Source organism: Pararhizobium gei (assembly GCF_029223885.1).
Classification (GTDB): Bacteria; Pseudomonadota; Alphaproteobacteria; order Rhizobiales; family Rhizobiaceae; genus Pararhizobium; species Pararhizobium gei.
On sequence record NZ_CP119409.1, the window covers coordinates 1339642 to 1366018 of the forward strand.

A 26377-nucleotide genomic window follows, 5' to 3' on the forward strand; every position below is an offset into this window, starting at 1 on the left:
GGCGTTTGCGAAGACGGGCCATGAGCACCAAATCTGCCGATTCCGGGCGCGTCCACGATGCGCCGTCCAACAACTGGGTTTACCGCGTCCTGCCCAGGCCGCTCTGGCCCTATGCCCAGCTTGCCCGCTGGGACAGGCCGATCGGCTGGCAATTGCTGATGTGGCCGTGCTTCTGGTCGGCGGGACTGGCGGCCAATGCCGCGGCCAGCCTTGGAACCTTCGCCTTTGGCCCCTTCGTCTTTCATCTGATCCTGTTCTTTATCGGCTCGGTCGCCATGCGCGGCGCGGGCTGCACCTATAATGACATTATCGATCACGACATCGATATGGCGGTGGCGCGTACCCGCTCGCGCCCCTTGCCCTCCGGTCGCGTCAGCCGCCGACAGGCAAAAATCTTCATGGTACTGCAGGCACTGGTAGGGCTTGTCGTCCTCCTCCAGTTCAACACCTTCTCCATCCTGCTCGGCGTCTTCTCGCTCGTCTTCGTGGCGATCTATCCCTTCGCCAAGCGCTTCACCGACTGGCCGCAGTTTTTTCTCGGCCTGGCCTTTTCCTGGGGCGCCCTGATGGGTTGGGCGGCGCAGTTCGGTGAAATATCGGCCGCCGCAGCGATCCTTTATGCCGCCGCCATCGCCTGGACGGTCGGCTACGACACGATCTATGCCTACCAGGACAAGGAAGACGACGAATTGATCGGGGTTCGATCGACGGCACGCCGTTTCGGCGAGAGGCCGCGCCCCTGGTTGCTGGCGCTCTACGGCCTGACCGTCGTTTTGCTGTTCGTTTCCTTTGCCGCAGCCGGAGCCGGGCTCCTTGCCTATGCCGCGCTGCTGGTCGCGGCGGTGCTCTTGTTTTACCAGATCCTTGTGCTCGACATCCACGATGCCGCGCAATGCCTTGCCCTGTTCCGGTTCAACAATCTCGTCGGGCTCATCCTGTTTGCCGGGCTGATTGCCTCGCTCCTCGTTCGGCTCGTCTAAATCTCCTGCGCCATACGCAAAAGACCGGCTGCAGGGAGAGCCGGCCTTTCACGCTGGAGTAACGTCGATGACGGGTGTCAGCTGCGCGCGATGATCTCGCGACCGTCGATCTTCATCTTGACACCGAGACTGCCGGTCGCGCGGCGCATCAGGAAGCGCGGACGGCGTTCGTTGAAAAGCGAATGGCGACGCCGCGGCTTGGTGTCGCCGGTGCGCACCTCGCCGAGATGCTCCTCCAGCGGCCGTGCAACGCCGTCGGCTTCCACCATCAGCATCGGTGTCCGGTAGGCTTCCGCCCAGGCGCGCCAGTCGGCTGCGATGTCGGAAAGGTCATGTGCCACGAGCAGGGGAATGCAGAGTTCGGGATCGTCGTGGTGAAGCTCCAGCGTCACGGTCACCCCGCCGTTTCCATGGTCGATGGCCCGGGCAGCCACGCCCTTGAAGGCACGGGCGGGAAGCGCGATCGACAGCGGCAGTCCGCTCGACGGTAAAATTTTGCGCAACACTGCGCCGCGCTCGTCCAGACTGATGCTGACCGTGCTCGATTGTCCCTGCAGGCTGTAGCTCGCGTGCTGGGGAAAGCGTTTCGGGTCCAGTCGCAGCGTCGTATCGACCCAGGCCGGTTGTTGAAGTGTCTTCAGCATGTCAATCGCCCTTGTTTTACCTGAGAGCCGGTTCCCGGTCTTCTCTTTGGGACTTTTTCGTCCTCTATGGCTGAAGCATAGGCGGGGGGCGTTTGAGACCGCTTAAAAATCGCAGTTAAAAAACTTTGCATTTCCCGATGGTTAGCAAAAGCCAACGCGGCAGGGTTTCCAAAGACTGAAGAAAGCCAGCCGCATTTTGCCTATCGGGCAAGAGCCGATGACAGCGCTGGAAAGCCACGCACAAGTCAGGCAGGCGATGGTGCTTTCCGGATATGGCCGCGCGATGCGGCGTCTTGCCTGCGCGGACGAACAGTCCGGCGGGCGTTTCAGGCGATCGGCAGAGCGGCTATGGTTTCGACCTTCATCGACTACAACCTCATTACCCGCGACATGAAGACGAGCATCCAGCGGACCTCCGAACAGGTGCTGGTTGCCCGCGAAACCGAGTATTACAAGGCCAATATCGGCAATGTCACGTCAGTCGATGAATTCCTCGATGATTACCGGCTCTATTCCTATGCGATGAAGGCGCACGGGCTGGAAGAGATGACCTATGCCAAGGCCTTCATGCGCAAGGTCATGGAAAGTGATCTGAGCGACGAAAACAGCTACGCCAACATGCTGACCGACGAGCGCTACCGCAATTTCGCGATGGCGTTCAGTTTTTCCCAAGCGACCGAAGTGGTCCAAAGTGATGCACAGGAAGACGCCCTGATCGGGCTCTACAATGAAAGCATCGCCAACCAGGATGACGCAGTCCGCGCCGACTCGGTCTATTTTAACGCAGTGATCGACACTGTGAAGACCGTTGACCAGCTATGGCAGAACGAGAAGCTTAAGGACTACGTGCTGACGGCCTTCGGCTATAATCCGGACTATATGTCCTACAGCCATTTCAAGGGCGTGGTGACGAGCGATGTCAACGATCCCAACAGCTATGTGAACACCGCGGACGCCGCCTATAAACAGGGCTATCAGGACAAGATCGATGCGGTGACGGCGAACGCGACGGCAGCAGAGCTGGCAGATCCGAACAGCGCGCCGAGCAAGCTGATCACCCAGTTTCAAACTGCGATTGCCAATGCACCGGATTACAGGGCTCTGGCTGCCGCTTTCAATTTTCAGGATGACGGCACGTTGCTTGCGGGCGATCTGCCGATGTCGGATCCTGCCAAGGCATCGACCAACGAGGCCTACGTCTTCGCGCAGCCGCGGCTCTCGTCGTCTGCAGCCCAGGTCAACAAGCTGTTTTACGAATCGACCATCGACAGCGTCACCAAGGTCGGCGATATCCTCGGGAATTCGCGCCTTTTTGCCTATATCCGCATTTCCTACGGTTTGCCGGCCAGCCTGCTGAATTCGACGATGGAAAACATCCTCACCAGCGACCTGAACGATCCCAACAGCTACGCCAATACACAGGGCGGCACCGAATACAACGCGATCTACAAGGAACTGGCGGCGGCCTTCAACTTCCAGACCGACGGGACGCTTGCGGCCGGCGACAAAGCCCAGACGGCCGATCAGAAGACCCTGACGTCAGCCTATTGGATGGCCCGCTATAATGACGCCGACGAAGCTGCCGACGAGGCGCTGATCAACTCCTACAAGACGCTCATCGGCATCGTCGCCGATGTCGACGATCTGCTGGCCGACCGGAAGATCATGAACCTGGCCCTGACCGCCGTCGGCCTGCAGAACGTGGGCGATACCGCGCGAACGTTGAGGAAGGTCCTGACCAGCGACCTCACCGACCCCGCCAGCTATGTCTATACGCTGAAAGACGAACGCTACGTCAAGCTGGCCAAGGCCTTCAATTTCAACGGCGACGGCACGCTCGGTGTGCCGCTGCTTGCCCAGTCCCAGACCGAAATTCTCAATACGGCGAAATCATATGTCGTTGAAAAGAGCCGTTTCGGCACGGATGAGGACAGGACAAAGGCGACGGACGAATCGAAATATTACAGTGCCGAGATCGAAAAGATCGAAACGCTGAACGATCTTCTGGGCAACCGGCGCATGGTCGATTTCATCCTTGTCGCAGCGGGGCTCGATCCCGAAGAGATCACCACGGACTACGTCCGCCAGATGTTCGAATCCGATCCGGCCGATCCGAACAGCTTCATCAATACCGAGCCTGAAACCAGTCTCTATAAAGAACTTGTCGCGTCCTTCAACTTTGATCGTGACGGCAATCTCGCCAAGCCCGATCCCGGCATCCAGACGAAGCGCGGCCTGCTGGAGACCGAAGGCCTCTACTACAACCAGACCCTGGAAGAGCAGAAGGGCGAGGACAATGCCGGCGTGCGCCTGGCGCTCTATTTCCGCCGCATGGCCGGCGATGTGACCACGGCTTACGACCTTCTGGCCGACAGCGCCCTTCTGCAGGTCATCCAGACGACGTTCAGCATCCCCCAGGAAATGTCGAGCGCCGATGTGGATATCCAGTACGACTACATCAACCGCGTGCTCGATATCGAGGATCTGCACGACCCGGAAAAGCTGGAAAAGCTTCTGGTCCGCTTCACCGCGCTTTACGATGTAGAAAACAACGTCGACGCGTCGCCTGCCGAACTGATCATGGCGGGCAGCGGCCGGGGCGGCATCAGCGCCGAGACGCTTATGAGCCTTACCCAGCTTCGCTCAGGCGGTTTTTGATCGCCAGGCCAAGGAATAATACTTGTTGTCTCGCTAAAAAAGCGTTCTATGTTTTTTATTATCAATATTTCAGAGGCAGGCTAGGACATGGCAACCTTCAATTTCGCTGCCAGCGGTTACGCGATCGATTTTTCAACGACGTCGACCAATCTGCTGTTCCAGTATGATTTCGCGAGCGCAAGCTCCACCAAGCTTAAACTCTATGACAACAGCAGCAATTATACCTCATTTGGCGGAACCGGCTTCAAATATGTTGTCAAATCCGGCTTCGTAACCGATGTCACAGCGGGTAAGGTCCAGTCGCTTGATGTCGTCATCAAAGGCGTGACCACGGTCAAGATCACAGGACTCGATGTCTCCGCTGCCAGGCTTTACGACGCCGCCGCCGCCGAAGATGACGCACTGTTCGTCAACCTGTTGCTGGCCGGCAATGACACGATCAACGGGACCAGCTCGGCGGATATCATCAACTCCGGCACCGGCGACGATGTCATCAAAGGCAATGGCGGTAACGACAAGATCCGCGGTGCTGCCGGGGCCGACGATCTCTATGGCGGAACCGGGAAAGACTTCTTTGTCTTCAAATCCGTCAAGGATTCGACCTCTTCGGTGGGCGGGCGCGATACAATCTTCGATTTCAACGGCAGCGGTGGCGATCGCATCAAGCTGAACGACATCGACGCCAATACCAAGCTGTCGCACGATCAGGCCTTCAGCTTTATCGGAACGAAGGCGTTTTCCGGCCATGCCGGCGAGTTGCGCTATGAAAAGAAAGCCTCCGACACCTATGTCTATGCCGATGTGAACGGCGACAAAAAGGTGGATTTCGCCATCCACTTCGATGACGCCATCACGCTCCAGAAGGACTTTTTCATCCTTTGAATGTGCCGGGATCGGTCTGCAGCACCTTGCCGGGATTCATGATGCCGGCCGGGTCGAAGGCGTGCTTGATGCGCTGCATCAGGTCGATCTCGATGGGCGAGCGCACCTGCGCCAATTCGTCCCGCTTCAATTGGCCAATGCCATGCTCGGCCGAGATCGAGCCGTTATAGGCAAGCACGATGCCGTGGACGATCGCATTGATCTCGCGCCAGCGGCCGATGAACGCTTGGATGTCGGCCCCAACCGGCTGGGAGATGTTGTAGTGAATATTGCCGTCGCCCATATGGCCGAAGGCGCAGATGCGGGCGCCGGGGATGGCCTTCATGACAGCCGCATCCGCCTGCGCCATGAAGGCGGGAATGCTGGACACCGGCACGGAAACGTCGTGCTTGATCGATCCGCCTTCCGGCTTCTGCGCCGGCGACATGCTTTCGCGCATATGCCACAGGCTCCGGCGCTGCGCTTCGCTTGCGGCAAGCACCGCGTTTTCCACCAAGCCCGTCGAGATCGCGTTTTCCAGCAACTGGTTCATCATCCGCTCCGCCGTCTCCGCGGAGTCCGAGGTGGAGATGTCGATCAGGACATACCAGGCATGGACAGTCTGAAGCGGATCGCGAACGCCCGGAATATGCCGTGCCGTGAATTCGACGCCGAGCCGTGGCATCAGTTCGAAGCCGGTCAGCGCTGGCCCACAAAGGCTGGCTGCCTTGTCGAACATGTCAAGCGCGTCCTCGACGCTTCTTAACCCGGCAAAGGCGACCTGATGGCCGAGCGGTTGCGGAAACAGCTTCAGCACGGCGCCGGTGATGACGCCAAGCGTGCCTTCGGCTCCGATGAACAGGTCGCGCAGGTCGTAGCCCGTATTGTCCTTTTTCAGCCGCCGCAGTCCGTCCCAGATTTCACCCGTCGGAAGAACGACTTCGAGGCCAAGGCAAAGCTGGCGCATATTGCCATAGGCGAGAACCGCCGTGCCACCGGCATTGGTGGAAAGATTGCCGCCGATCCGGCAGGAGCCTTCCGAACCGAGCGATAGCGGAAACAGGCGATCATGCGCTTCTGCAGCCTTCTGGATATCCGCCAGAATACATCCGGCATCGGCGACGATGACATTGCCAACTGGATCCATGTCGCGAATACGGTTCAGCCGTTGCAGCGACAGCACGATATCGGCAGCGCCGGTGCGCGGAATCTGTCCGGCCACGTGGCCGGTATTGCCCCCTTGCGGCACGATGGCGGCACCGGTCTCCGTTGCGAGTTTCAGGATTTGCGACACCTCTTCCACGGTGCCGGGTTTCAGAACCAGCGGCGTCGTGCCTTTGTAGAGCCCGCGGGATTCGACCAGATAGGGAGCGAGATCGCCCGGCTCCGTCAGGGCGTTCGCCGCACCGACGATGGTGGTGAAGCGGGCGATCAGATCGGGTGAGGGGAGGGTGTTCATCATAGGAGCGGTCCCTTGTGGGTCGCCGGGTTGCTCTTTGCTCCCCTCTTCTCCCCATCGGGGAGAAGGTGGCGCGAAGCGCCGGATGAGGGGGCCCGAAGGCCAGTTCTGTTTGGTTCCGGCCGCGCCGAAGTCCCCCTCATCACCTCGCTTGCGCTCGGCACTTCTCCCCGCTGGGGAGAAGAGGGAGATCGACGCGCGCCCCTGCAACCAACAAGCCATTGTGCTGACCGCAAAGGGAGGACCGTTTGGCGAAGACCAGAGGGATATATCCCAAGACAATTCATCCTTGAGTACCCTCCCTCGGCGCCGCCGCCCGTTCGATGCGGTCGATGATCGCCTCTCCTAATCCATTGGACGGAATAGGGCCGAAGGCGATGGTCGTGGCGCCCGAGGCGTCAGCTTGTTTCATGTAGGCAAAGAGATTGGCCGCCGCCTCCCGCAAATCGCCGGAGCGGCTGAGATCGAGCACCAGCACGGCCTTCTCTTCGCCCGGCAAGACCTTGCCGCCGAAGCGGATGACGGCTTCGCCGGCCGTGACATCCGATGCATTCAGCCGGACTGCCGCTCCCGGCGCATAATGCGAGGCGAGCATGCCCGGCGCCTCGATCGCAGCCCCCGCCGTCTGCGGTCGCTGCACCGTCTTTCCTGTCACTCTTTCAATGTCGGCGACATCCAGCCCGCCCGGCCGCAGCAGCCTGATCTCGTCGCCCTCCACCTTGATGATGGTGGACTCCAGGCCGATCCCGGCTGGTCCGTCGTCGAGGATGAGTGCGACCTTGCCGCCAAGATCGTCCGCGACATGCGCGGCTGTCGTTGGGCTGATCCTGCCGGAAGTGTTGGCGCTCGGTGCGGCAAGCGGCTTGCCGTATCTCTCGATAACCCGGCGGGAAAACCCGTCCGGCATGCGGATCCCCAGTGTATCGAGGCCGGCGGATGCCAGCGGATGCACGCCGCTCTCTGGCTTCATCGGCAGGATCAGCGTCAGCGGCCCTGGCCAGAAAGCCTCGGCAAGCGCCAGTGAAATCGGATCGAAAACAACATGGCGGCGCGCCATGTCGAGATCGCAGACATGGCAGATCAGCGGGTTGAAGCGCGGTCGCCCCTTCATTTCGTAAATACGGGTGATTGCATCGGGATTGGTGGCGTCCGCCGCCAGGCCATAAACCGTTTCCGTCGGGATCGCCACGGGCAGGCCCATGCCCAGTGTGTCGCAGGCCCCCGTCAGGGCGCGCTCCGGTTCCGTCCGTGTATCGATGATCAGGGTCATGCAGCTTCCAAAGTCGCGGCTACGCGCTCTTCGGTCTCTTTACAGGGCATTGCCGAGCCTTGCCAAGCCATTTTGGCCGCGCCGGCAAGCAAGGAGATTGCCAACCGATGTCCGGCGCCGGTCAGAGGCTGTTGATGATCCGGCGAAGCTGCTCGTTGCGCGCGCCGAGCAGCAGCACGTTCTTCAAGGCTTCCTTCGGCTCGGCGGTGCGAAACAGAAGCCCGTTCTCGTGGACCGACCTGTTCAGGATCAGCTTGCCCGCGTCGCGATCCATCTCGGTCGCAACGGCGAAATACATCCGGGAATAGCCGATCTTGACGCTGTCGAAGAACTGCTCGTCGTCGCCGATCTCCGAGAAGAAATTGGCGATGTAGAAGGACCAGCGGACATCGTTGAACTGGGCGAATTTCGTGCGCGCCGTCGTGACGTGGCAATAGCCCAGATGTGGCCGGCCCTGAAGAGTGCGATGGAAGACCACCTTGGGAAAGCGGATCGAGGCATGGAAGGCGTTGATCCGTTCATGGGTGACGGTCGCTGCCGCCTGCAGCTTGCGCCCTGTGCGTTCGGCCACTTCCTGATGTGTGAGATAGCGCTTTTCGTCCGCGTGCCATTCCGGCCGGTGCCGATTGATACGCCCGGTGCGCAGGAATTCTGTATGAACCGCGATTTTCGGCGGCGGAGCCGTTTTCGCAACTGCAGCGGCGTCGAAATATCTCAAGTTTGACATCGGCCTGAACCCGGATTTTGCTGGGTATGCGGGGATCATATACCACGGCGTCATAATCCCCATAAAACTACATGCTTAGGGTTAATGGGACCTTTCCATAGGTAGCCGGGCATGATGGTGCGAGGCTTTCGCCGGAGCCGGAAGAACAGGCCCCGGCCATGTCGCAAAATGACCCGAGTTTTGCAGAACCGGCACGCCGTCGCCGCTAAAACGGGCATCTGCCTAAATAACGAAAAATATCGTTGTTTCTGCTTAGAAAATGACCAGCGATCACAGCCGCAACCGCTCTATTTTCTTGTCGCCTTTCTGGAATCGGATGTCGCTTTCCAACGGCTGTTTTGACGCGGCGCAGGATTAGATGGCAATACTCAAGGTGCTGCCTTTACAGGGAGGGCGGAGAATTGGGAAGCCGGTCGAAATCCGGCGCTGCCCCCGCAACGGTGGTGGAGCGAAACCCGGCAAAAAAGTCACTGGAGAGATCCGGGAAGGCGCCGGGAAGGTCTGACAAGACAGCTCCAGAGCCCGGAAACCAGCCTTGTTTGTGAAAAGATGTCTTGGTTGCGGCGGGCAGCCGGAGAGTGAACCAGTTTATCCACGCGTTCTCCCGGCGCGGCGGCGGTTCCTTTCCTTGGCTCGCGGACCACAAGTGGCGAGCACAAGGAAACGACGATGGATCTGCGCAGCGAAGTCCTCCGCAAATTGAAGAACCGCAAGGACGGGCATAGCCTGGAGCAGGCCTTCTACACCGATCCCGATCTTTACAAGCTCGATATGGAGCAGATCTGGTACAAGGACTGGCTTTTCATCGGTCATGACTGCGAAGTGCCCAGGGCCGGTAACTATTTCACCGTGCAGGTGGGCGCCTATCCGGTCGTCGTCGTGCGGGACCGCCAGGGCGTGGTGCGCGCCCTGCATAATTCCTGCCGGCATCGCGGGTCGCGGGTCTGCGCCGGGCAGAAAGGGTCTTCCGCCAAGCTCGTCTGTCCCTATCACCAATGGACCTACGAACTCGATGGCAAGCTCATTTATGCGCGCCAGATGGGCGAGGATTTCGACAAGGGCCAGCACGGCCTGAAGCCCATCCACTGCGAAACCATTGGCGGCTATATCTTCATCTGCCTTGCAGACGAGGCGGCGGATTTTCAGCCGATGCGCGACATGGTCCTGTCCTATCTCGCTCCGCACAATCTGAAGGATACGAAGGTCGCCTTCGAAAGCACCATCATCGAGAAGGGCAACTGGAAACTCGTCTGGGAAAACAACCGCGAGTGCTATCATTGCGCGGCCAACCATCCCGAGCTCTGCCGCACCTATCCGGAAGCGCCGACCGCAACCGGCGTGCAGGGCGCCAAGGACGATCCCGTCATCGCAGCCCATTGGGCAAAGTGCGAAGCGGAAGGTCTGCCGAGCGAATTCAGGATGTCGGCCACCGGCCAGTTCCGCGTTGCCCGCATGCCACTGATCCAGGAAGCCGAGAGCTACACCATGTCCGGCCGTCGTGCCGTCCAGCGCCAACTGTCGGACGATGTCAGCCAGAGCCATATCGGCACCTTGCTGATGTTCCATTATCCCAGCACCTGGAACCATGTTCTGGCCGACCATGCCATCACGTTCCGCGTGCTGCCGCTCGGGCCTGAGCTGACTCAGGTTACGACCAAGTGGCTCGTCCACAAGGATGCGGTCGAAGGCGTTGACTACAACCTCGATGAACTCACCCATGTCTGGACCGAAACCAACGATCAGGACCGCCAGATCGTCGAGGAGAACGCTTTCGGCATTCGCTCGCCAGCCTATCAACCCGGTCCCTATTCGCCGGACCATGAAGGCGGCGTGATGCAGTTTGTCGAATGGTACACGCGCTTCATGGCTGATCGCCTTAAGGGCAGTTCGGTCGCCACTCCTCTGGTCCGGGTTGCCTGATATGACGATTGCCTCAACTTTCCGGCATTTCGACGAGTTGCAGCCGTTCAACGACCGGCAGCAGCTTCTGGAATGCATTTCCGTCACCCATGAAGCCCCTGATGTCATGACCTTCGGCTTCAAGGCTGATCGGGACAGCTGGTTCCGCTACTTGCCCGGTCAGTTCGTCACGCTGGAGCTACCGGTAAAGCCCGATGATCCGGTCATGCGCACCTATACCCTGTCATCAACGCCCTCACGGCCCTTTACCATTGCCGTTACCGTCAAGGCGCAGGCATCGAGCATCGGCACCCGCTGGATGTTCGAAAACCTGAAGCCCGGCATGAGGCTGAAGGCTTTCGGCCCGCTCGGCGATTTCTCCTTCGTCCGGCATCCCGGCGAGAAATACCTGTTTATTTCGGCCGGTTCCGGAATCACGCCGATGATGTCGATGACCCGCTGGATGGCCGATTGCGCCCCCCAGACGGACGTCACATTCCTGTCCTGCGCACGCCAGCCGGACGATCTGCTGTTTCGTGCCGAGCTCGAAAATCTTGCTGCGCAGATGCCGCGCCTCAATCTTGGTTTCATCGTTGAAACCCACGCCCCGCGCCATGGCTGGCACGGCCTGCGCGGTCGCATCGAGACGTCCAAGCTGGCCTTGCTTGCACCTGATTTCCGCGAGCGCACCATCTTCTGTTGCGGGCCGGAGCCTTTTATGCGCGGCGTCAAGTCCATGCTCGAGGGCGTCGGTTTCGATATGGGGCGCTATCACGAAGAGAGCTTCCAGCCTGCGGCGGCACCGGCGGCAGAAGAGCTTGCCATTCGGGCAGGGGCCGGCGACATCGATCTTCAGGCCGTCTCCACGGTCACCTTCACCATGGCTGGCAAGGAGGCCAAATGCCAGCCGGGCCAGACCATCCTGCAGACGGCGCGGTCAGCCGGGGTGCGCATCGGCGCTGCCTGTGAAGGTGGGCTTTGCGGCACCTGTCGGGTGATGAAAATTTCGGGCGACGTCGAGATGAGCCACAATGGCGGCATCCTCGACGATGAGATCGAGGAAGGTTACATCCTCGCCTGCTGTTCTCGCCCCCTTGGAGATGTCCAGATCGAGGCGTAGTCCATTTTCAAGAGCCATTCCGGCGCTCCTCGCTGCCGGAATGGCGGCCCGCCCTGACCGAGGCGGGACCGTCAGCGGACGGAAATTCTTAGTAAGGGACGCGCAGGCCGCCACCGCCGCTTGAAGCGGAAAGATCGGGCTGCGGATAGGCGCCCTGATACTGCGCATAAGTCGTGTTGCCCGCTCCGGTGCTCGCACATCCGGAAAGAGCGATCAGTGTGACCGCGGCTACTGCCATCAAAGACCCAAGGCGCATGTTTTTCTCCAATCAAGTTCGTCGGCTAGCCGACAGATTTCAAGCGGACACTGACCCAAATCCGGGGCGATGGCAAGGCGAGGCGAGGCGGGATAACGCAACAGGTCGCTCGCACTCAACTACGGTCCAGTTGAATTTTTTCAAGGGCCACCGGAAGCGCGTCCGGGAACACAGGGATTTTTTTCGACTCTGTCCGGAACGACTCTTGAAGACAAAAATCCGCGACCGATATCCTTTCCACACGTGCGAACTGGCGGTCGAAAATGGAGGAAAAACGAGATGACAATTCGCGATATCCCCTGGACGCATCCCTTGAAAGTCCGGCTGCAGAACGGCCTTGAGCGAACCTTCTGCAGTGTGCACGAAGCTCTTGATTTCCTTGAAAACGAATGGCCCCTGAAAAGAGGCGAGCGGTATGACCGGGCCGTCACCGCCTGCCGACGGGCGCTGAACCGGATGACACCGGCCGCAGTAGCGCGTGAGGCATTCATTGCCGCTTGCCTCGAAGCTGGCATGCCAGCCGTCGTCGCCGCTCCGCTACCTTATGCACGCACGGCCAGCGGACCGGCCGGAGCGGTGGCCTGATCCATCGCTTCGAATGCCGGCCATGCAGATACTGTCGCTGCTCGAAACGGCCTGATATCGGTCAGAAAAGAAAATCGCCCGCGTCGAGTGCCGCGAGCGTCACGTTCTTCAACAGAATGCTGTCGCCGTTCAGTCCGTTGATGAAAACGTCACTGCCGCTGCGGGTCATATGATTGCTAACCAGATCGGCATAGCTGGTGATGCTGTCGAGGCCGCTGAGGTCGAGGCGGTCGTGGATCGATCCCGTCGCCGCAAAATCGGTTATGATGTCCTTGCCATCGCCCTTGTTGAACACAAACTGGTCGGCGCCGGCTCCGCCGGTCAGGATATCGGCACCGGCATGGCCCCAGATCATGTCATTGCCCGAAAGGCCGTTGATCGAGTTGGCCGCACTGTTGCCGTGAAGCTGGTTGGCCAGTCCGTTACCAGCGGCATTGATGGCGGCGGCGCCTGTCAATGTGAGGTTTTCGAAATTGGCTCCGAGCGAGAGCGAAACCGACGATTTGACAAGATCGGTGCCGCCATTGGCGAGCTCCGACAGCTTTATGGAAGAATCGCTTACCAGGTAAATATCGTTGCCGCTGCCACCACTGACCGTGCCGTTGACCTTGCCGCCGGTGCCGTCGAAATAATCATTGCCGCCCCCGAGCTGGATCGAGCCCGTGATCGTGCCGCTGTTGAAGACGGACTGGACGCCGCTGCCGCCGAGGAAGGCCATGGATTTTGCAGAAATCAGGCCCTTGTTGTGGAGGCTCGACCCCGAGGCGTCGGTGAAATCGATGACGACCGCTCCTGCCGTCGTCCCGGTGATGGTGCCGTGATTGGTCACGGCCGCGCCGACACCCGACAGCTTGATGCCGCCACCTGCCGTTATCGTCTTGTTGTTGGTGATGATGGCCTCGTCGGCAGAAACGACGATCGCATAGCCGGAGGCCGTAATCAGCCCGTCATTGGTCAGGATCGCTTCGTCTCCGGTGATCGCGACTGCCGCCGACCCGCTGCTGATCGTACCGCTGTTGGTGACGATGGCCTCGCCACCGGCTGCCTTGATCGCATAGTCCGTGGCTGACTGCGCCTTGCCGTCATTGGTGATGATGGCGGCTGATCCGGAGGACAGGATCGCCGTGCCCTTGGCCGTCACCGTTCCATGGTTGGTGATCAGTGCTGAAGCGCCCGTCGAATACAAAGCCGTCGACGTTTCCGAACTCAGTTCGCCATTGTTGGTCACCGACACGTTTCCGCCACTGGCACGGACGGCGACCATCTTTGCCGACGTGGTGCCGTGATTGATGATGCTGGTGTTTGTCCCGGAACTGACGATGGCAGATCCCTCGGACGAATCGATCAGGCCGGAGTTAACGATCCGTGTGGCATTGCCCGACGCCGCAATGGTCGTCAGACGGGCTTCGATCGTGCCGGCATTGATGATGTCGAGACCGCCGCTGAGGACCAGCCCCTCTTCGCCGCCGGATACCCTGCCGGAACTGCTGACGACAAACTGGCTTGTCCGGTCGACGAGGCCAGTCTGGCCGAAGCGGAAAACCGCTCCTGTCGTGGATGTGACGATGCCGTTGATATAAAAGTCGCGGTTGGTGGCGCTGCCGGTCGCAACGATGCTGTTTGCCGACGCAGCGAATGTCACACCCTTGTTAAGGATGAACTCGCTGTTCGATCCGAGGACCGAGACCGGGGTCGACCGGTTGCTGCTGATTACAATTTTCGTTGCCATCGGCTCGTCTTTGCTGGGAAACGGTTTTGTCCGGCGTCGCGACGACCTTTCGGCCGGGCTGCTTGACGCTGCGTGGGAACATCAGGAAGCTATCTTATGATTGGCCACCAATAGCAAGGACATATGGGATACAGCCAGCAGCAATCGTCCGACATCCTTGCCAAAAGATTGCGGTCGCGGCTCAAGTATCGTTAGCGGGCGGCGATTTCGCTGGTTTTGCGGTCAATCGATCCCGTCAGGGTGAGATCGATGCCGATCCCCGTTCCCGCCGAGGCGCTGCCCCTCCCGTTGGCGATCAGCAAGGGTTTCGGGAAGGGTTTTTCGGGAACGAGTTCGCCCTTCGCCCAGATGCTCTTCAGTGTTTCGGCGTCCATCGCTGCAACATTGACGTCGATATCCCTCAACGTTCCGGCAACGCGATAAGGGCAGCGCCGCTTTCCGCAATTGGAAGCCGAGGAGAATTGCCACAACGTGTAGCTGTCCCAGTTGCCCATTGGAAAGACACCCTTGATGCCGGGCTTGTAGCGGGCATACCAGAGCGGCAGCCGCGATAGCACGGGAAAGCGGTCGCGGTTCGCCGCAATATATTTTGCCGTGGCGTGGTTGGTGTAAAGGGTCGGAAAACGGCCGGTTCTTGCCTTGATATGTCCTGCAAAGATCCCGGCATCGTCCAGGGACATATATTTTTCCGCGTCGATGCCTTCAATGTCGAGCACCATCATTTCGTCGTCGCGCGGTTCGGCATAGTCGAGAAAATGATTGGCCTGATCGATCGGATTTCCCGGCCGGGCGAGGTGATAGGCCCCCCAGAGCAGGCCGTTGGCACGGGCGATCAGGCGGCGGGTCTGGTAGAGTTCGCGGCTGACGGCATATTTGCGCCACATCGTCTTGCAGTGGGCGACAGTATCGCCGCGGTGCCCGGCCGTGCAGGAAAAGCTTTCCGGCAGTCCATCCGATGATTTCGAAATGAAGCCGGCGATCCGCTTGTCCTCAAGCATTTTCTCCCAGTCGATGATGTTCAGTTCGTAGGCGTCGATGACGAGCGCATTCGCCGGCGTTGTCCAGGGCGTGAGATCGCGCGCCATGCTCGCGGCCGGAAGCAGCGCGGCGCCGAGAAGGACGGCGAAGCGGAAAAACATGCCCAGGCTGCTGATCGAGCGCTTTTCCATCGCCAGAGCCTGCGGAAACAGGGTTAACAGGCCGTTAATTTCGCAATCATGAGGCCGGGAAGTGTCAATTATCATCGGCAATGCCGACCGAAATGGAACTAAAGCGCCAGCGTGACGTTCCAACAGCAAGACAATCGCGTCGAATAAGAATGATCGGAGACATCTATGGGTATGTTCAAGTTAAAGCTGGCATCATTTGCCTTGTCGGCGGCGATGCTCGCCACGTCCTTCACGCCCTCGCAGGCTTTCACGCCAATTCAGGTTCCCGTGCAGGCTGAACGCGCAGGCGACGTAAAGGTCGTGCAGTACCGCAGCGACCGCGAGGACTGGCGCAAACGTCGCAACTTCGATCGACGCGACCGTAGCGATCGTAGAGACCGGCGCGAGTATCGCCGTAATCTGCGCGAGGCTCGAGCCTACCACAACGGTCATCGAGGTTATCGCAGCTACCGTCCGGGATACCGTCAGCATAACGGAGCATGGTTCCCGCTTGCAGCCTTTGCGACGGGCGCAATCATCGGCGGAGCCGTCGCGCAGCAGCCGCGTGCGGCATATGGCGGAAGCCATGTCGAATGGTGTGCGAACCGCTATCGCAGCTACCGCGCTTACGACAATACGTATCAGCCGAATTACGGTTCGCGCCGCCAGTGCAACTCGCCCTATTGATGGATTGAATCATTCGCGCAAATCGGGCCGGGGACATTTGTCTCCGGCTTTTTCGTTTCTTACGGCTAGAGAATGCCGATCTTCTTCAAGATCGTCCACGCTAAGCCCATCGACATCAGGATAAACAGGCCTGCGATCAGCGTTCCGTGAATGCCATCGGCGAAGGGCAGGTTGCTGGTGTTCATTCCAAAAAAACCGGTGACCAGCGTCGGCGGCAAGAGAAAGGCCGTCATCAGCGAGAGGATATACAGGTGGCGGTTGGTCTCTGAGGAGAGCTTGCTGTCGATTTCTTCATGCAGCAACCGCGCGCGCTCCTGAAGGGCGAAGACGTCGCGATCGACAGCTTCAAGCCTGTCCGACAGCCGTTCGGCAATATCGATGAAACCGGGCGGCACTTCGTCTTCCTCCGACGTTCCAGCCCGCCTCAAAAGCGCCAGCAGAGTGCGCAGGTGCCGATGAAGCCGCACCGCGGTCCGTCTCAAAGGGGCCAGCCGAGGCTGGTGGTTGTGGCCCGCCTCGCCATAGACATCGTCCTCGATGACGTTCAGATCTTCCGTCAGTTCCAGCACCAGACTGATCAGCGTGCGCTGAAATTCCACGACCATCATCTCGAACAGGTCGATTGGCCTTGCGCAACGGGCGGATTTTTCCACGGCTGCCTTGACCCGGTCGATGCTGCGCAACGGGTGCAGCCGCGTGGTGATGATGATCCGGTCGGTGACGGCGAAGTGCAGCCAGCCGATGGTTTTGGTTTCCGTATCGAAAGTGCGCTCGAAATCGACCAGCGTTCCATAGACCATATCGTCCGAAACGGTCACGGCCGCCTGGGTGTCGTGGCTGGTCAGGGTCGCCAGCACACTTGGCGGCAGGTCCACTATGCGCTCGATCAGTGCCGGCGTGCGGGCATCGCTCAGCGCCAGATGCAGCCAAAGCCAGCCATCACCCTCGACAAGCGCGCCGATGGACGAGTCGGCGGCGATGCGAACGCAGTGGCTCTCTCCGGGCAGGAAGCGGTAAGCCCAGACAAGGCCCGGTATTTCGGAAGAAATGAGGTTCATGGAGCCTGATCGCGGATAAGCCAAGCTTCGCCTTATGCGCGTTTCATGACAGTTTCGTTACAGTGGCATTGTCCTGCAGCAATCATCGGAACCACACGAATATTGACGTTTACGTAAAAATCAATATTTTTGACGTTATAATAGCGCTGCCGCCACTGGGTAGCAACGAAGTCGCGTGCAGGGGAGGAGACCATATGTACAGGGCGCCGGTCGAGGAAATTCTGTTCACACTCAAATATGTGGCCGGTCTTGGCGCAGATCTTGCCGAAGGCGTCTTCGGCGATCTGGACGAGGATCTCGTCGATGCCATTCTGGGCGAGGCTGGACGCTTCGCCACGGAGGAGGTTGCACCGCTCGCCGAAATCGGCGACCGCCAGGGTTCGACGCTTGTCGATGGTGCGGTGAGGACGCCGGACGGCTGGAGCGATCTCTACCGGAACTGGGCCGCCGGCGGCTGGAACAGCCTGACGGCGCCGGAGGAATTTGGTGGGCAGGGGCTGCCGCATATGCTGCATATCGCTGCCATGGAATTCTGGAACGCTGGCTCCATGGCCTTCGCACTGGCGCCGATGCTCACCATGGGCGCTGTTGAAGCCCTCGAAAAGCATGGTTCCGACACGCTCAAATCCGTGTTTCTCGCGAAAATGATCTCCGGCGAATGGACCGGGACGATGAACCTCACCGAGCCGCATGCGGGCTCTGATCTCGGCGTCCTGAAAACCCGCGCGGAACGTCGGCAGGACGGCACCTACCGGATTTTCGGCCAGAAGATTTTCATCACCTGGGGCGAGCACGACGTCACCGACAACATCGTGCATCTGGTGCTGGCCCGCCTGTCCGGCGCACCCGAAGGCACGCGCGGGATTTCGCTGTTCCTGGTGCCGAAGTTCCTCGTCAACGAGGACGGGTCGTTCGGAGCCCGCAACGACCTGTTCTGCCACTCCATCGAGCACAAGCTCGGCATCCATGGCTCGCCCACCTGCACCATGGTCTATGGCGACGGCAGGTTTGGGAGCGAGAACGGGGCTGTCGGTTATCTCGTCGGCGAGGAGAACAGGGGGCTGAACTGCATGTTCACGATGATGAACAATGCGCGCCTCGCCGTTGGCATCCAGGGCGTCGCCATGGCCGATGCGGCGACGCAGCACGCCCTCGCCTATGCGCGAGACCGCACCCAGGGCAAGGCGCCGGGATGGACGGGGGCCGGCATGAGCCCGATCATCGAGCACCCGGATATTGCCGGTACGCTGTTGACGATGAAGGCCCTCACCCAGGGCGCCCGCGCCATCGCCTTTGCCTGTGCGCGGGCCGTCGACCGGGCGCATGTGGCTGATGGCGAGACTGCGCGATACTGGCAGGATCGCGCGAGCCTGCTCACCCCGATCGCCAAATCCTTCGGCACCGATACCGGCGTCGATGTCGCCTCCATGGGTATCCAGATCCATGGCGGCATGGGATATATCGAGGAGACGGGGGCCGCCCGTTATCTGCGTGACGCGCGCATCGCGCCGATCTACGAGGGCACCAACGGCATACAGGCAATCGACCTCGTGACCCGCAAGCTCCCCCTTTCGGATGGCGGTCATGTGCGCGGCCTCATCGCCGAATTGAAGGATGTCGCCGATGAGGTGAAATCGTCGAACCTGGAAGAGTTCGGTGACACCGCAGGGTGGCTGAAACGGTCCATCGGCGATCTCGAACAGACGACCGAATGGCTGCTCGCGCGCCTGTCGGAAAAGAACACTGCCGAAGCCCTTGCCGGTGCGACGGCCTATCAAAAACTGTTCGGACTGACCTTGACCGGTATTTACCTCGCCAGGGGTGGACTGGCGGACGCCGGTGATGGCCGCAGGGCCATGCGGATCGCGCTTGCCCGCTATGCTGCGGAAAATCTGCTGGCCGAAACCGCCGCCTTGAAAAACAGGATAATCGGCGGTGCGGCAAGTCTCGCTGCCGCGCGCATCGCACTGGCCTGATTTGCCGCCCGAAAACGGAGACCATCATGACCGACGACGTCCTCATCCAGCGCCCGGACGCTTATCCCGGCGTTCAGGTCATCCGCTTCAACCGGCCGGCCAAGAAGAATGCCATCACCCGGGCCATGTATGCCAAGATGGCCGGCGCGCTGACGATTGCCGGCACGGACGACACTGTGCGGGCGATCGCCTTTCTCGGGACGGACGGCTGTTTCTCCGCAGGCAACGACATGAATGACTTCATGGCCTTTGCCATGGGCGGAACCATGGGTGGGGAGGTCATCGCCTTCCTGCGGGCCTTGGCCGCGTCTGCAAAGCCGATCGTCTCCGGCGTCGATGGGCTGGCGATCGGCATCGGCACGACCATTCATCTCCACTGCGATATGACGATCGCGTCGCCGCGCTCGCTGTTCAGGACGCCGTTCGTCGATCTGGCGCTCGTGCCCGAGGCCGCATCCAGCCTGATCGTGCCGCGCTTCGCCGGTCACCAGCGGGCCTTCGCGCTCCTGGCCGCAGGGGAGCCTTTCACGGCCGAACAGGCACTCGCAGCAGGGCTGATCTGGAAAATCACCGAAGCCGATGCGATTGAAACCGGGGTTTTGACGCTTGCGGCGGGGCTTGCGGCAAAGCCGCCGGAAGCGCTCCGCATCGCCCGCAGCCTGATTCGCGGCGACCGCGCCGACGTGCTGGCGCGGATCGACGAAGAAGCCGGACATTTTGCGGCGCAATTGAAAAGCGCGGAAGCCCGCGCGGCCTTCGAGGCTTTCATGCGCCGCTGATGGGTACATCCCTGAACTCTCGATTCATTGTGCCATCCCACCTTGCCGGATCGAGGATAAGGCCCATATTGCAAGATGTTGTCGTGGAGGAAATTCGGCGCTGGAGGCATGCCGTCCAAACCAGGGATTCGTCCATGCCGTCGCGTTTCAAATTTTCCCTTTCCGATATGCTCAGGCAGCACCGGCGCTGGGAAAAAAACATTGCCAAAGCCGTCAAGGTTACGCGCAAGGCTCTTGGTTCCGCCTCTCCCGCGTCCCTGGCAGTCAAGCCCGTGTCCAGCGCGCGACTGGAAGAGGTCACCAGCTTCGGCAGCAATCCGGGCCGCCTGCGCATGCTGCGCTATGTCCCGCCAAAACTGCCGAGGAAATCACCGCTGGTTGTGGTGTTGCACGGGTGTCAGCAGACGGCCGAGGCCTACGACCGGGGAAGCGGCTGGTCCACGCTGGCGCGCGAGCGCGGTTTTGCGGTGGTCTATGCGGAGCAGACCCGCTCCAACAATTCCAATCTGTGTTTCAATTGGTTCCGGCCGAGCAACGTCGCGCGGGATCGGGGCGAGGTCATGTCCATCCGCCAGATGATCGCCAAGATGGCGGCCGCCCACGGCATCGACCGCAAGCGTGTCTTCGTGACCGGCCTGTCGGCGGGTGGTGCCATGGCGGCGGCGATGCTGGCGGCCTATCCGGATCTTTTTCGCGCCGGCGGCATCATCGCCGGATTGCCCTATGGCGCGGCGCGCGATGTCCAGCGGGCGCTATCGGCCATGAAGACGGCGCCCGAGCGTTCGGCAGCGGAATGGGGCGATCTCGTGCGCGCCGCGGCGCCGGCAAGCCGTAAATTTCCGGCGGTGTCGATCTGGCACGGGACGCATGACCAGACGGTCGACTTGTCCAACGCCGAAGCCCTTGTGGCGCAATGGCTTGATGTCCACGGCCTTGATGCCGGCGCCGTCACTCAGAGCGAGGTGGAAGGACATGTCCGCAAGGTCTGGAAGGACAAGGCGGGAAACGCCGCCGTCGAGCTTTACTTGATCAATGGCATGGGGCATGGCACGCCCCTGAAGCCGCGCTCCGCCCTGCGGCCACGCGCCGACACCGCCGGCCCCTTCATGCTGGATGCCGGCATATCCTCATCCATGCATTTGGCGACGGCCTGGGGATTGAAGAAACCGGCCATGCTGTCCGTGATGAAACAGGCGGCTGAATAAGGACTGTTGTGGCTGCGCGCATCGTGGATCGTTTGCGCGTTTATTTCTCCAGCGTCGCGACTGTTTCGACATGGGACGACCAGAGGAACTGGTCGATGGGGGTCACACTGGTGATGCGATATCCGGCATCGACGAGGATGCGCAGGTCCCGGGCCAGCGTCACCGGATTGCAGGAGACGGCAACGACTTTCTTTACGCCGCTGCGGGCGATTTCCTTTGCCTGTGCTTCGGCGCCCGCGCGCGGCGGATCGAAGACCACGGCGTCGTAGAACTTCAGCTCCGAGGCCATCATCGGCCTGCGGAAGAGGTCGCGCTTCTCCACCGTGACCGGCTTTAGGCCCTGCGTGTTGCGGGCTGCAAAATCCAGCGCCCTCAACGCCCTGTCGTCGCCTTCCACAGCGTGGACACGCGCCTTTCTGGCGATCCTGAGAGAAAACGTGCCCGAACCGGCAAACAGGTCGGCGACGCGCTTGGCCTTGCCAAGATGCGCCGTGACCAGATCCCCCATTCGGTCCTCGGCGGGCTTTGTCGCCTGGGTGAAGCCGCCGGGGGGCGGCGAGACCGGCACGCCGCCGAACTCGATCATCGGCTTCATCGGTTCGACCAGAATTTCGCCGTTGAGGCTGAGCCGGGCGATGCTGCGCTGCGCAAGCACCGTCTCGACGGCCATGCGCCGCTGCCGGTCGTCCATGGCCTTGGTGCCCTCGAAAGCGAGATCGAGGCCAGAAAGCGTTTCCAGCACGGTGACGCGGAACGGCTCGGCATTGACGGCCATGGCGTTGGCGACAGTGCGGATGGTTGCAAGCCGCGAGACGATGCCCGGGCTTGCGATGGGACATTCCGAGATGGCGACGATATGGTGGCTTTCCGCCTGGCTATAGCCGAGCAGCAGCTCTTTCTCCGTGCGTCGGGCCGTAAACACCGTCCGACGGCGTTCACCGGGAAAGGCGGGGACAAGTTCCGCGACGTCCGCTGCCAGTGCCTTGGATTTCAACGCATCCACCACGAGCTGCCGCTTGAAGCTGATGTAAAGGCTATCGCTGGCATGCTGGAGGCTGCAGCCGCCGCAGGCGCCGTTTTCGCCGTCCGGCCCGAAATGCCGGCATTTGGGCGCGACCCGGTCCGGCGAGAGATCGGACATGGACATGACGGTGCCCCTGTCCTTGTTGACGGCGAGCGCCACGGTTTCGCCGGGCAGTGTGAAGGACACATAAACCGGGCCAAAAGGTCCACGGGCGACGCCGTCGCCGGATTGCCCCAGTTTCTCGATGGTCAGCGTTTCCATGCTCATACGTCGTCTTCTTCCAAGAGCGCACCGTCGTCCGCGGGCTTGCGTCCTGCCAGCAGATACTCCTCGTTGCCGTCGCCGCCATGGATCGGCGAGGGGATGAGGCCGAGGCTTTCCCAGCCCATCTCTTCCACCAGCCAGCGCTCCAGCTCGGCCGCAACCTGCGGCGCGCTGTCCGGATCCTTGAGCAGGCCGGCCTTGCTGACGGCCTCGCGGCCTGCCTCGAATTGCGGCTTGACCAGAAGAATGCAATGGGCGCCGGGCTCCGCCAGGTCGAGCGCCGGGGGCAGGGCGAGCTTCAGCGAGATGAAGGAGACGTCGGAGACGACGAAGCCGATCGAGCGCCCGTCGAGTGTGTCTTCATCCAGAACCCGGGCGTTGAGACCCTCTATATTGGTCACGCGGGGATCGGCGGCCAGACGCGGGTGGAACTGCCCGTGACCGACATCGATGGAAATCACATGGGCCGCGTTGTGGTGAAGCAGGACTTCGGTGAAGCCGCCCGTGGAGGCGCCGATGTCGAGACAGTCGAGCCCTTCGGGGGACAGCTTGAAATGCTCAAGCCCGGCCTTCAGCTTGAGGGCGGCGCGCGAGACATAGGGCTGCACCGGATCGTCGATGGCGATTGCTGCATCTTCCGGAAAGGTGGCGCTCGGCTTGACGACGACGCGGCCGTTGACGGTGACGGTGCCGCGCTGGATCGCGTCGCGGGCACGGGAGCGGCTGGCGACAAGCCCCATGTTCAACAGCAGCTGATCGAGGCGGACGGATGTTTTCGGTTCGTTGGACATGAGGTTTCATGGCGTGTCGCAGCCGGGATGGCAAGCCGTGCCGGTTTCGCGGGGTCAAATAAATGTCGAATGACGAGCGACCGGGAAATCCCGAAACGACACGGTTATTGACGAATCGCTAAAACTGAAGCGGAAGCGCAAACGGATTTCTAAGCTTTATCCGTTAAGACCCGATTGGCGTCCGCGATGAAGCGGTTCGGAGGGGTCGATGGGCATAGGCCGGGAAAACAGGATCGACCTCCTCAGAGGTTTGTCGCTTCTGCTGATCTTCATCGGTCATGCGGAATTCACCTTCTCGGCCGTCTTCCAGAATGCTCGTGGCTTTTCGGATGCGTCGGAAACCTTCGTGCTCCTCGCCGGCCTGTCATCCGCGCTGGCCTATTACCGTCCCGGCGCCGGCCTCCAGCTGGAGCGACCGTGGCGTCGGGCCTTCAGGCTCTATCTGGTCCATCTTCTCCTGTTCGGTGTCATGGTTTCGCTGTCTGCCTGGCTGCTGTTGATGTTTGGAGATCAGCTGCGCTCCCTCGACATCGCGGTTTTCTGGACTGCCCCGGGCGAGCATGCGGTCGAGGCGATCTTTCTGGCCTACATGCCGGGCAATCTCGATATATTGCCGATGTATGTGGTCCTGCTCGTGCTGGCGCCCTTCATCTTCGTCCTTCACGACCGCTCGAAAATGCTGCTCGCTTGCCTATCGGTCCTACTGTGGCTGGCTGCCGGGCTCGGCCATCTGAACCTCCCGAACCTCGCTCTTCAGCCGCCACACTGGTATTTCGATCCCTTGTCGTGGCAACTGATCTTCACGATTGGCGTCGTGCTCGGCATCCGCCTGAAAAGCGGCAATCCGATCCTCGGCTACCATCGTGCGGTGTTCGGGCTGGCCGCCGTCTTTGCAATCCTGGCGATTCCCGCAAACATCGTCGTACATTTCGAGCTTGCCGACCTGCCGTTTTCGAACCTCCTGCATCAGTTCGTATCGAAAACCAACGAGGGACCGCTGCGGATCATCAATGCCCTTGCGATCCTCTACCTCGCCTGGAACATCCAGGCCGTGAAGCGGGCCGCCGACAGCCCGGTCTTTGCAATGCTGGTTGCAGCCGGCCGTCACAGCCTGCCGGTGTTTTCAGCCGGCGTGCTTTTGTCCTGCGGCTCCATGGTTATGATGAGACTGAATCCGGACATGCCGGTCGCCGTACAAATGCTGGTTCTGATTGCAGGATGCGCGCTGCAGCTCGGCCTCGGCCGTATGCTGGAAAAAAGACGGCAGACCCGCAGACCACCGGCCCGTCCCGAGGCCGTGGCCAATCCCACAGCCTGAAAGGCACCGGTAGGCGTCAGCCGGCAGCCCCGATACCCAGATCCTTCTGACCGAGCGTGCGGAACACGGTGGAGACGATGCCGGCCCGGTCGAGACCCGCCTTGGCATACATGACCTCGGGTTTCGCCTGTTCCATCCAAACATCGGGAAGCACGAGCGGCCGGATCTTCAGGCCATTGTCGAGCAGGCCCTCATGCGCCAGGAACTGCAGCACATGGCTGCCGAAACCGCCGACGGCGCCTTCCTCGACGGTGATTAGCACCTCGTGATGGCGCGCCAGCTGGCGGATCAGGTCGCGGTCGAGCGGCTTGGCGAAACGGGCATCGACCACGGTCGTCGAAAGCCCCGCGGCATCGAGATCTTCCGCCGCCAGCAGGCAATCGGCAAGCCGGGTGCCGAAGGACAGCAGCGCCACCTTGGAGCCCTGCTTCATAACCCGGCCCTTGCCGATCTCCAGAATCAGGCCGCGCTCGGGCATTTCAACGCCGACCCCTTCGCCGCGCGGATAGCGGAACGAAATCGGGCCCTGGTCATAGGCCGCCGCGGTCCGCACCATATGCTTCAATTCTGCCTCGTCGGCGGCCGCCATGACGACGAAGCCGGGCAGGGTAGCGAGATAGGTCGTATCGAAGGATCCCGCATGGGTCGGGCCATCGGCGCCGACGAAGCCTGCCCGGTCGATCGGGAAACGCACCGGCAATCCCTGGATTGCCACGTCATGAACCACCTGGTCGTAACCACGCTGCAGGAAGGTCGAATAGAGCGCCGCAAAGGGCTTGTAGCCTTCGGCGGCCAGTCCTGCGGCGAAGGTAATCGCGTGCTGCTCGGCAATGCCGACATCGAAGCAGCGCGAGGGATAGGCAAGCGCAAACTTGTCGAGGCCGGTGCCGGAGGGCATGGCGGCGGTAATGGCGACGATCTTGTCGTCGTAGCCGGCTTCCTGCGTCAAGGCTTCGGCAAAGACGGCGGTATAGGCGGGCGCATTGGGCTTGGCTTTCGCCTGCGCGCCTGTGATGACGTCGAAGGTGTTGACCCCATGATATTTGTCGGCCGCCGCTTCTGCCGGAGGATAGCCCTTGCCCTTCTGCGTCACGACGTGAATGAGCACCGGCCCGGTCGAATTGTCGCGCACATTGCGCAAAACCGGCAACAGATGCTCGAAGGAATGGCCGTCGATCGGGCCGATGTGGTAGAACCCCATTTCCTCGAACAGCGTGCCACCGGTGACGTAGCCGCGCGCATGTTCGACGGCGCGGGTGATCGCCCGGTCGACCTTCTTGCCGAGATAGGCTGTCAGCTTCTTGCCCAGGTCGCGGAAGCCCATATAGGTCCGGCCCGAGGCAAGCCGCGCCAGATAGGCGCTCATGGCGCCGGTCGGCGGCGCAATCGACATATCATTGTCGTTGAGGATGACGATGAGCCGCGCATCGAGCGCGCCGGCATTGTTGAGCGCCTCATAGGCCATGCCCGCCGACATGGCGCCGTCGCCGATGACGGCGATGACATTGCGCTTTTCGCCCGACAGGTCGGCCGCGACGGCCATGCCGAGACCTGCCGAAATCGAGGTCGAGGAATGGGCGGCGCCGAACGGGTCATATTCGCTCTCGGCCCGCCGGGTGAAGCCGGACAGCCCGTTTTCCTGACGCAGCGTGCGGATGCGGTCGCGGCGGCCGGTCAGGATCTTGTGGGGATAACATTGATGGCCGACATCGAAGATCAGCCTGTCATGCGGGGTGTTGAACACCTTGTGGATGGCGATCGTCAGTTCGACCACGCCGAGGCCGGCACCCAGATGACCGCCCGTGCGTGACACGGCATCGACCATTTCCGCGCGCAGCTCCGTTGCCAGTTGATTGAGATCCTTGTCGTCGATCTTCTTCAAATCGTCGGGGTAAACAACCTGATCGAGAAGGGGAGTCGCCGGCATGGGCTGAACTGG

General features: G+C 60.9%; 22 protein-coding genes and 1 riboswitch. Of the genes, 11 read left to right on the forward strand and 11 right to left on the reverse strand.

Annotated elements, in window-relative coordinates; genetic code table 11:
* Window positions 1–20: 20 nt before the first annotated feature.
* The gene (gene ubiA / locus PY308_RS06275) at window positions 21–980 is read left to right on the forward strand and encodes a 4-hydroxybenzoate octaprenyltransferase (protein ID WP_275789305.1); all 960 of its coding nucleotides are present in this window, start codon (window positions 21–23) and stop codon (window positions 978–980) included.
* A gap of 77 nt (window positions 981–1057) precedes the next feature.
* Here the strand turns inward: ubiA and PY308_RS06280 are convergent, their stop codons facing one another.
* Window positions 1058–1624 carry a DUF6101 family protein gene (locus PY308_RS06280; protein ID WP_275789307.1) on the reverse strand — a complete coding sequence of 189 codons (567 nt, stop codon included), beginning with the start codon at window positions 1622–1624 and terminating at the stop codon, window positions 1058–1060.
* Between the two features lie 348 nt (window positions 1625–1972).
* Between PY308_RS06280 and PY308_RS06285 the strand changes: the two genes are divergently transcribed.
* Window positions 1973–4282 carry a DUF1217 domain-containing protein gene (locus tag PY308_RS06285; protein WP_275789309.1) on the forward strand — a complete coding sequence of 770 codons (2310 nt, stop codon included), beginning with the start codon at window positions 1973–1975 and terminating at the stop codon, window positions 4280–4282.
* Between the two features lie 87 nt (window positions 4283–4369).
* Window positions 4370–5164, forward strand: coding sequence for a M10 family metallopeptidase C-terminal domain-containing protein (locus tag PY308_RS06290; RefSeq protein ID WP_275789311.1), 795 nt, complete (start codon window positions 4370–4372; stop codon window positions 5162–5164).
* Here PY308_RS06290 and PY308_RS06295 read toward each other — a convergent pair.
* The 3 genes from PY308_RS06295 to PY308_RS06305 form a co-directional block, all read right to left on the reverse strand.
* Complete coding sequence (locus PY308_RS06295; protein WP_275789312.1) at window positions 5154–6605, reverse strand: FAD-binding oxidoreductase; 1452 nt, start codon at window positions 6603–6605, stop codon at window positions 5154–5156. The two genes, PY308_RS06290 and PY308_RS06295, sit on opposite strands and share 11 nt — an antisense overlap.
* Window positions 6606–6885: 280 nt before the next feature.
* The gene (locus tag PY308_RS06300; RefSeq protein WP_275789314.1) at window positions 6886–7872 is read right to left on the reverse strand and encodes an L-threonylcarbamoyladenylate synthase; all 987 of its coding nucleotides are present in this window, start codon (window positions 7870–7872) and stop codon (window positions 6886–6888) included.
* Between the two features lie 121 nt (window positions 7873–7993).
* The gene (locus PY308_RS06305; protein WP_275789316.1) at window positions 7994–8599 is read right to left on the reverse strand and encodes a DUF6656 family protein; all 606 of its coding nucleotides are present in this window, start codon (window positions 8597–8599) and stop codon (window positions 7994–7996) included.
* Window positions 8600–8953: 354 nt separating this feature from the next.
* Window positions 8954–9151, forward strand: a riboswitch (cobalamin riboswitch).
* A 117-nt stretch (window positions 9152–9268) separates the two neighbouring features.
* On the opposite strand from PY308_RS06305, the gene PY308_RS06310 reads away from it, so the two are divergent.
* Window positions 9269–10519, forward strand: coding sequence for an aromatic ring-hydroxylating oxygenase subunit alpha (locus PY308_RS06310; protein ID WP_275789317.1), 1251 nt, complete (start codon window positions 9269–9271; stop codon window positions 10517–10519).
* Between the two features lies 1 nt (window position 10520).
* Window positions 10521–11618 (forward strand): FAD-binding oxidoreductase, encoded by a 1098-nt coding sequence (locus tag PY308_RS06315; protein WP_275789319.1) that lies wholly within the window; start codon window positions 10521–10523, stop codon window positions 11616–11618.
* 88 nt (window positions 11619–11706) lie between these two features.
* Here PY308_RS06315 and PY308_RS06320 read toward each other — a convergent pair whose 3' ends face one another.
* Window positions 11707–11874, reverse strand: coding sequence for a hypothetical protein (locus PY308_RS06320; RefSeq protein WP_275789321.1), 168 nt, complete (start codon window positions 11872–11874; stop codon window positions 11707–11709).
* A gap of 279 nt (window positions 11875–12153) precedes the next feature.
* Here PY308_RS06320 and PY308_RS06325 point away from each other — a divergent pair, with 279 nt between their 5' ends.
* Window positions 12154–12459, forward strand: a complete 306-nt coding sequence (locus PY308_RS06325; RefSeq protein ID WP_275789323.1) for a DUF982 domain-containing protein — start codon at window positions 12154–12156, stop codon at window positions 12457–12459.
* Between the two features lie 61 nt (window positions 12460–12520).
* On the opposite strand, the gene PY308_RS06330 is transcribed toward PY308_RS06325, so the two are convergent.
* The gene (locus PY308_RS06330) at window positions 12521–14188 is read right to left on the reverse strand and encodes a beta strand repeat-containing protein (protein ID WP_275789325.1); all 1668 of its coding nucleotides are present in this window, start codon (window positions 14186–14188) and stop codon (window positions 12521–12523) included.
* 191 nt (window positions 14189–14379) lie between these two features.
* Window positions 14380–15357: a glycoside hydrolase family 25 protein gene (locus PY308_RS06335; RefSeq protein WP_275791036.1), complete on the reverse strand. Its 978-nt coding sequence runs from the start codon at window positions 15355–15357 to the stop codon at window positions 14380–14382.
* Between the two features lie 171 nt (window positions 15358–15528).
* On the opposite strand from PY308_RS06335, the gene PY308_RS06340 reads away from it, so the two are divergent.
* Entirely contained in the window at window positions 15529–16023 is a 495-nt protein-coding gene (locus PY308_RS06340) for a BA14K family protein (protein ID WP_275791037.1), read from the forward strand.
* Between the two features lie 65 nt (window positions 16024–16088).
* On the opposite strand, the gene PY308_RS06345 is transcribed toward PY308_RS06340, so the two are convergent.
* Window positions 16089–17081, reverse strand: a complete 993-nt coding sequence (locus tag PY308_RS06345) for a transporter (RefSeq protein ID WP_275789326.1) — start codon at window positions 17079–17081, stop codon at window positions 16089–16091.
* A 194-nt stretch (window positions 17082–17275) separates the two neighbouring features.
* Here PY308_RS06345 and PY308_RS06350 point away from each other — a divergent pair, with 194 nt between their 5' ends.
* The 3 genes from PY308_RS06350 to PY308_RS06360 all read left to right on the forward strand — a co-directional run bounded on the left by PY308_RS06350 (window position 17276) and on the right by PY308_RS06360 (window position 21041).
* Window positions 17276–19057, forward strand: coding sequence for an acyl-CoA dehydrogenase family protein (locus PY308_RS06350; RefSeq protein WP_275789328.1), 1782 nt, complete (start codon window positions 17276–17278; stop codon window positions 19055–19057).
* 26 nt (window positions 19058–19083) lie between these two features.
* Window positions 19084–19836 (forward strand): crotonase/enoyl-CoA hydratase family protein, encoded by a 753-nt coding sequence (locus tag PY308_RS06355; protein WP_275789330.1) that lies wholly within the window; start codon window positions 19084–19086, stop codon window positions 19834–19836.
* A gap of 134 nt (window positions 19837–19970) precedes the next feature.
* A complete protein-coding gene (locus tag PY308_RS06360) occupies window positions 19971–21041 on the forward strand; it encodes an extracellular catalytic domain type 1 short-chain-length polyhydroxyalkanoate depolymerase (protein ID WP_275789332.1) in 1071 nt (356 codons plus the stop codon).
* Window positions 21042–21081: 40 nt separating this feature from the next.
* Here the strand turns inward: PY308_RS06360 and PY308_RS06365 are convergent, their stop codons facing one another.
* Both PY308_RS06365 and PY308_RS06370 read right to left on the reverse strand, forming a co-directional pair.
* On the reverse strand, window positions 21082–22332 hold the full coding sequence (locus PY308_RS06365; protein WP_275789334.1) for a class I SAM-dependent RNA methyltransferase: 1251 nt from the start codon (window positions 22330–22332) through the stop codon (window positions 21082–21084).
* On the reverse strand, window positions 22329–23120 hold the full coding sequence (locus tag PY308_RS06370; RefSeq protein ID WP_275789335.1) for a TlyA family RNA methyltransferase: 792 nt from the start codon (window positions 23118–23120) through the stop codon (window positions 22329–22331). The genes PY308_RS06365 and PY308_RS06370 overlap by 4 nt, the downstream gene beginning before the upstream one ends.
* Before the next feature lie 208 nt (window positions 23121–23328).
* On the opposite strand from PY308_RS06370, the gene PY308_RS06375 reads away from it, so the two are divergent.
* Window positions 23329–24438: an OpgC family protein gene (locus PY308_RS06375; RefSeq protein ID WP_275789337.1), complete on the forward strand. Its 1110-nt coding sequence runs from the start codon at window positions 23329–23331 to the stop codon at window positions 24436–24438.
* Window positions 24439–24454: 16 nt separating this feature from the next.
* Here the strand turns inward: PY308_RS06375 and dxs are convergent, their stop codons facing one another.
* Complete coding sequence (dxs, locus tag PY308_RS06380) at window positions 24455–26365, reverse strand: 1-deoxy-D-xylulose-5-phosphate synthase (protein ID WP_275791038.1); 1911 nt, start codon at window positions 26363–26365, stop codon at window positions 24455–24457.
* Window positions 26366–26377 lie beyond the last annotated feature (12 nt).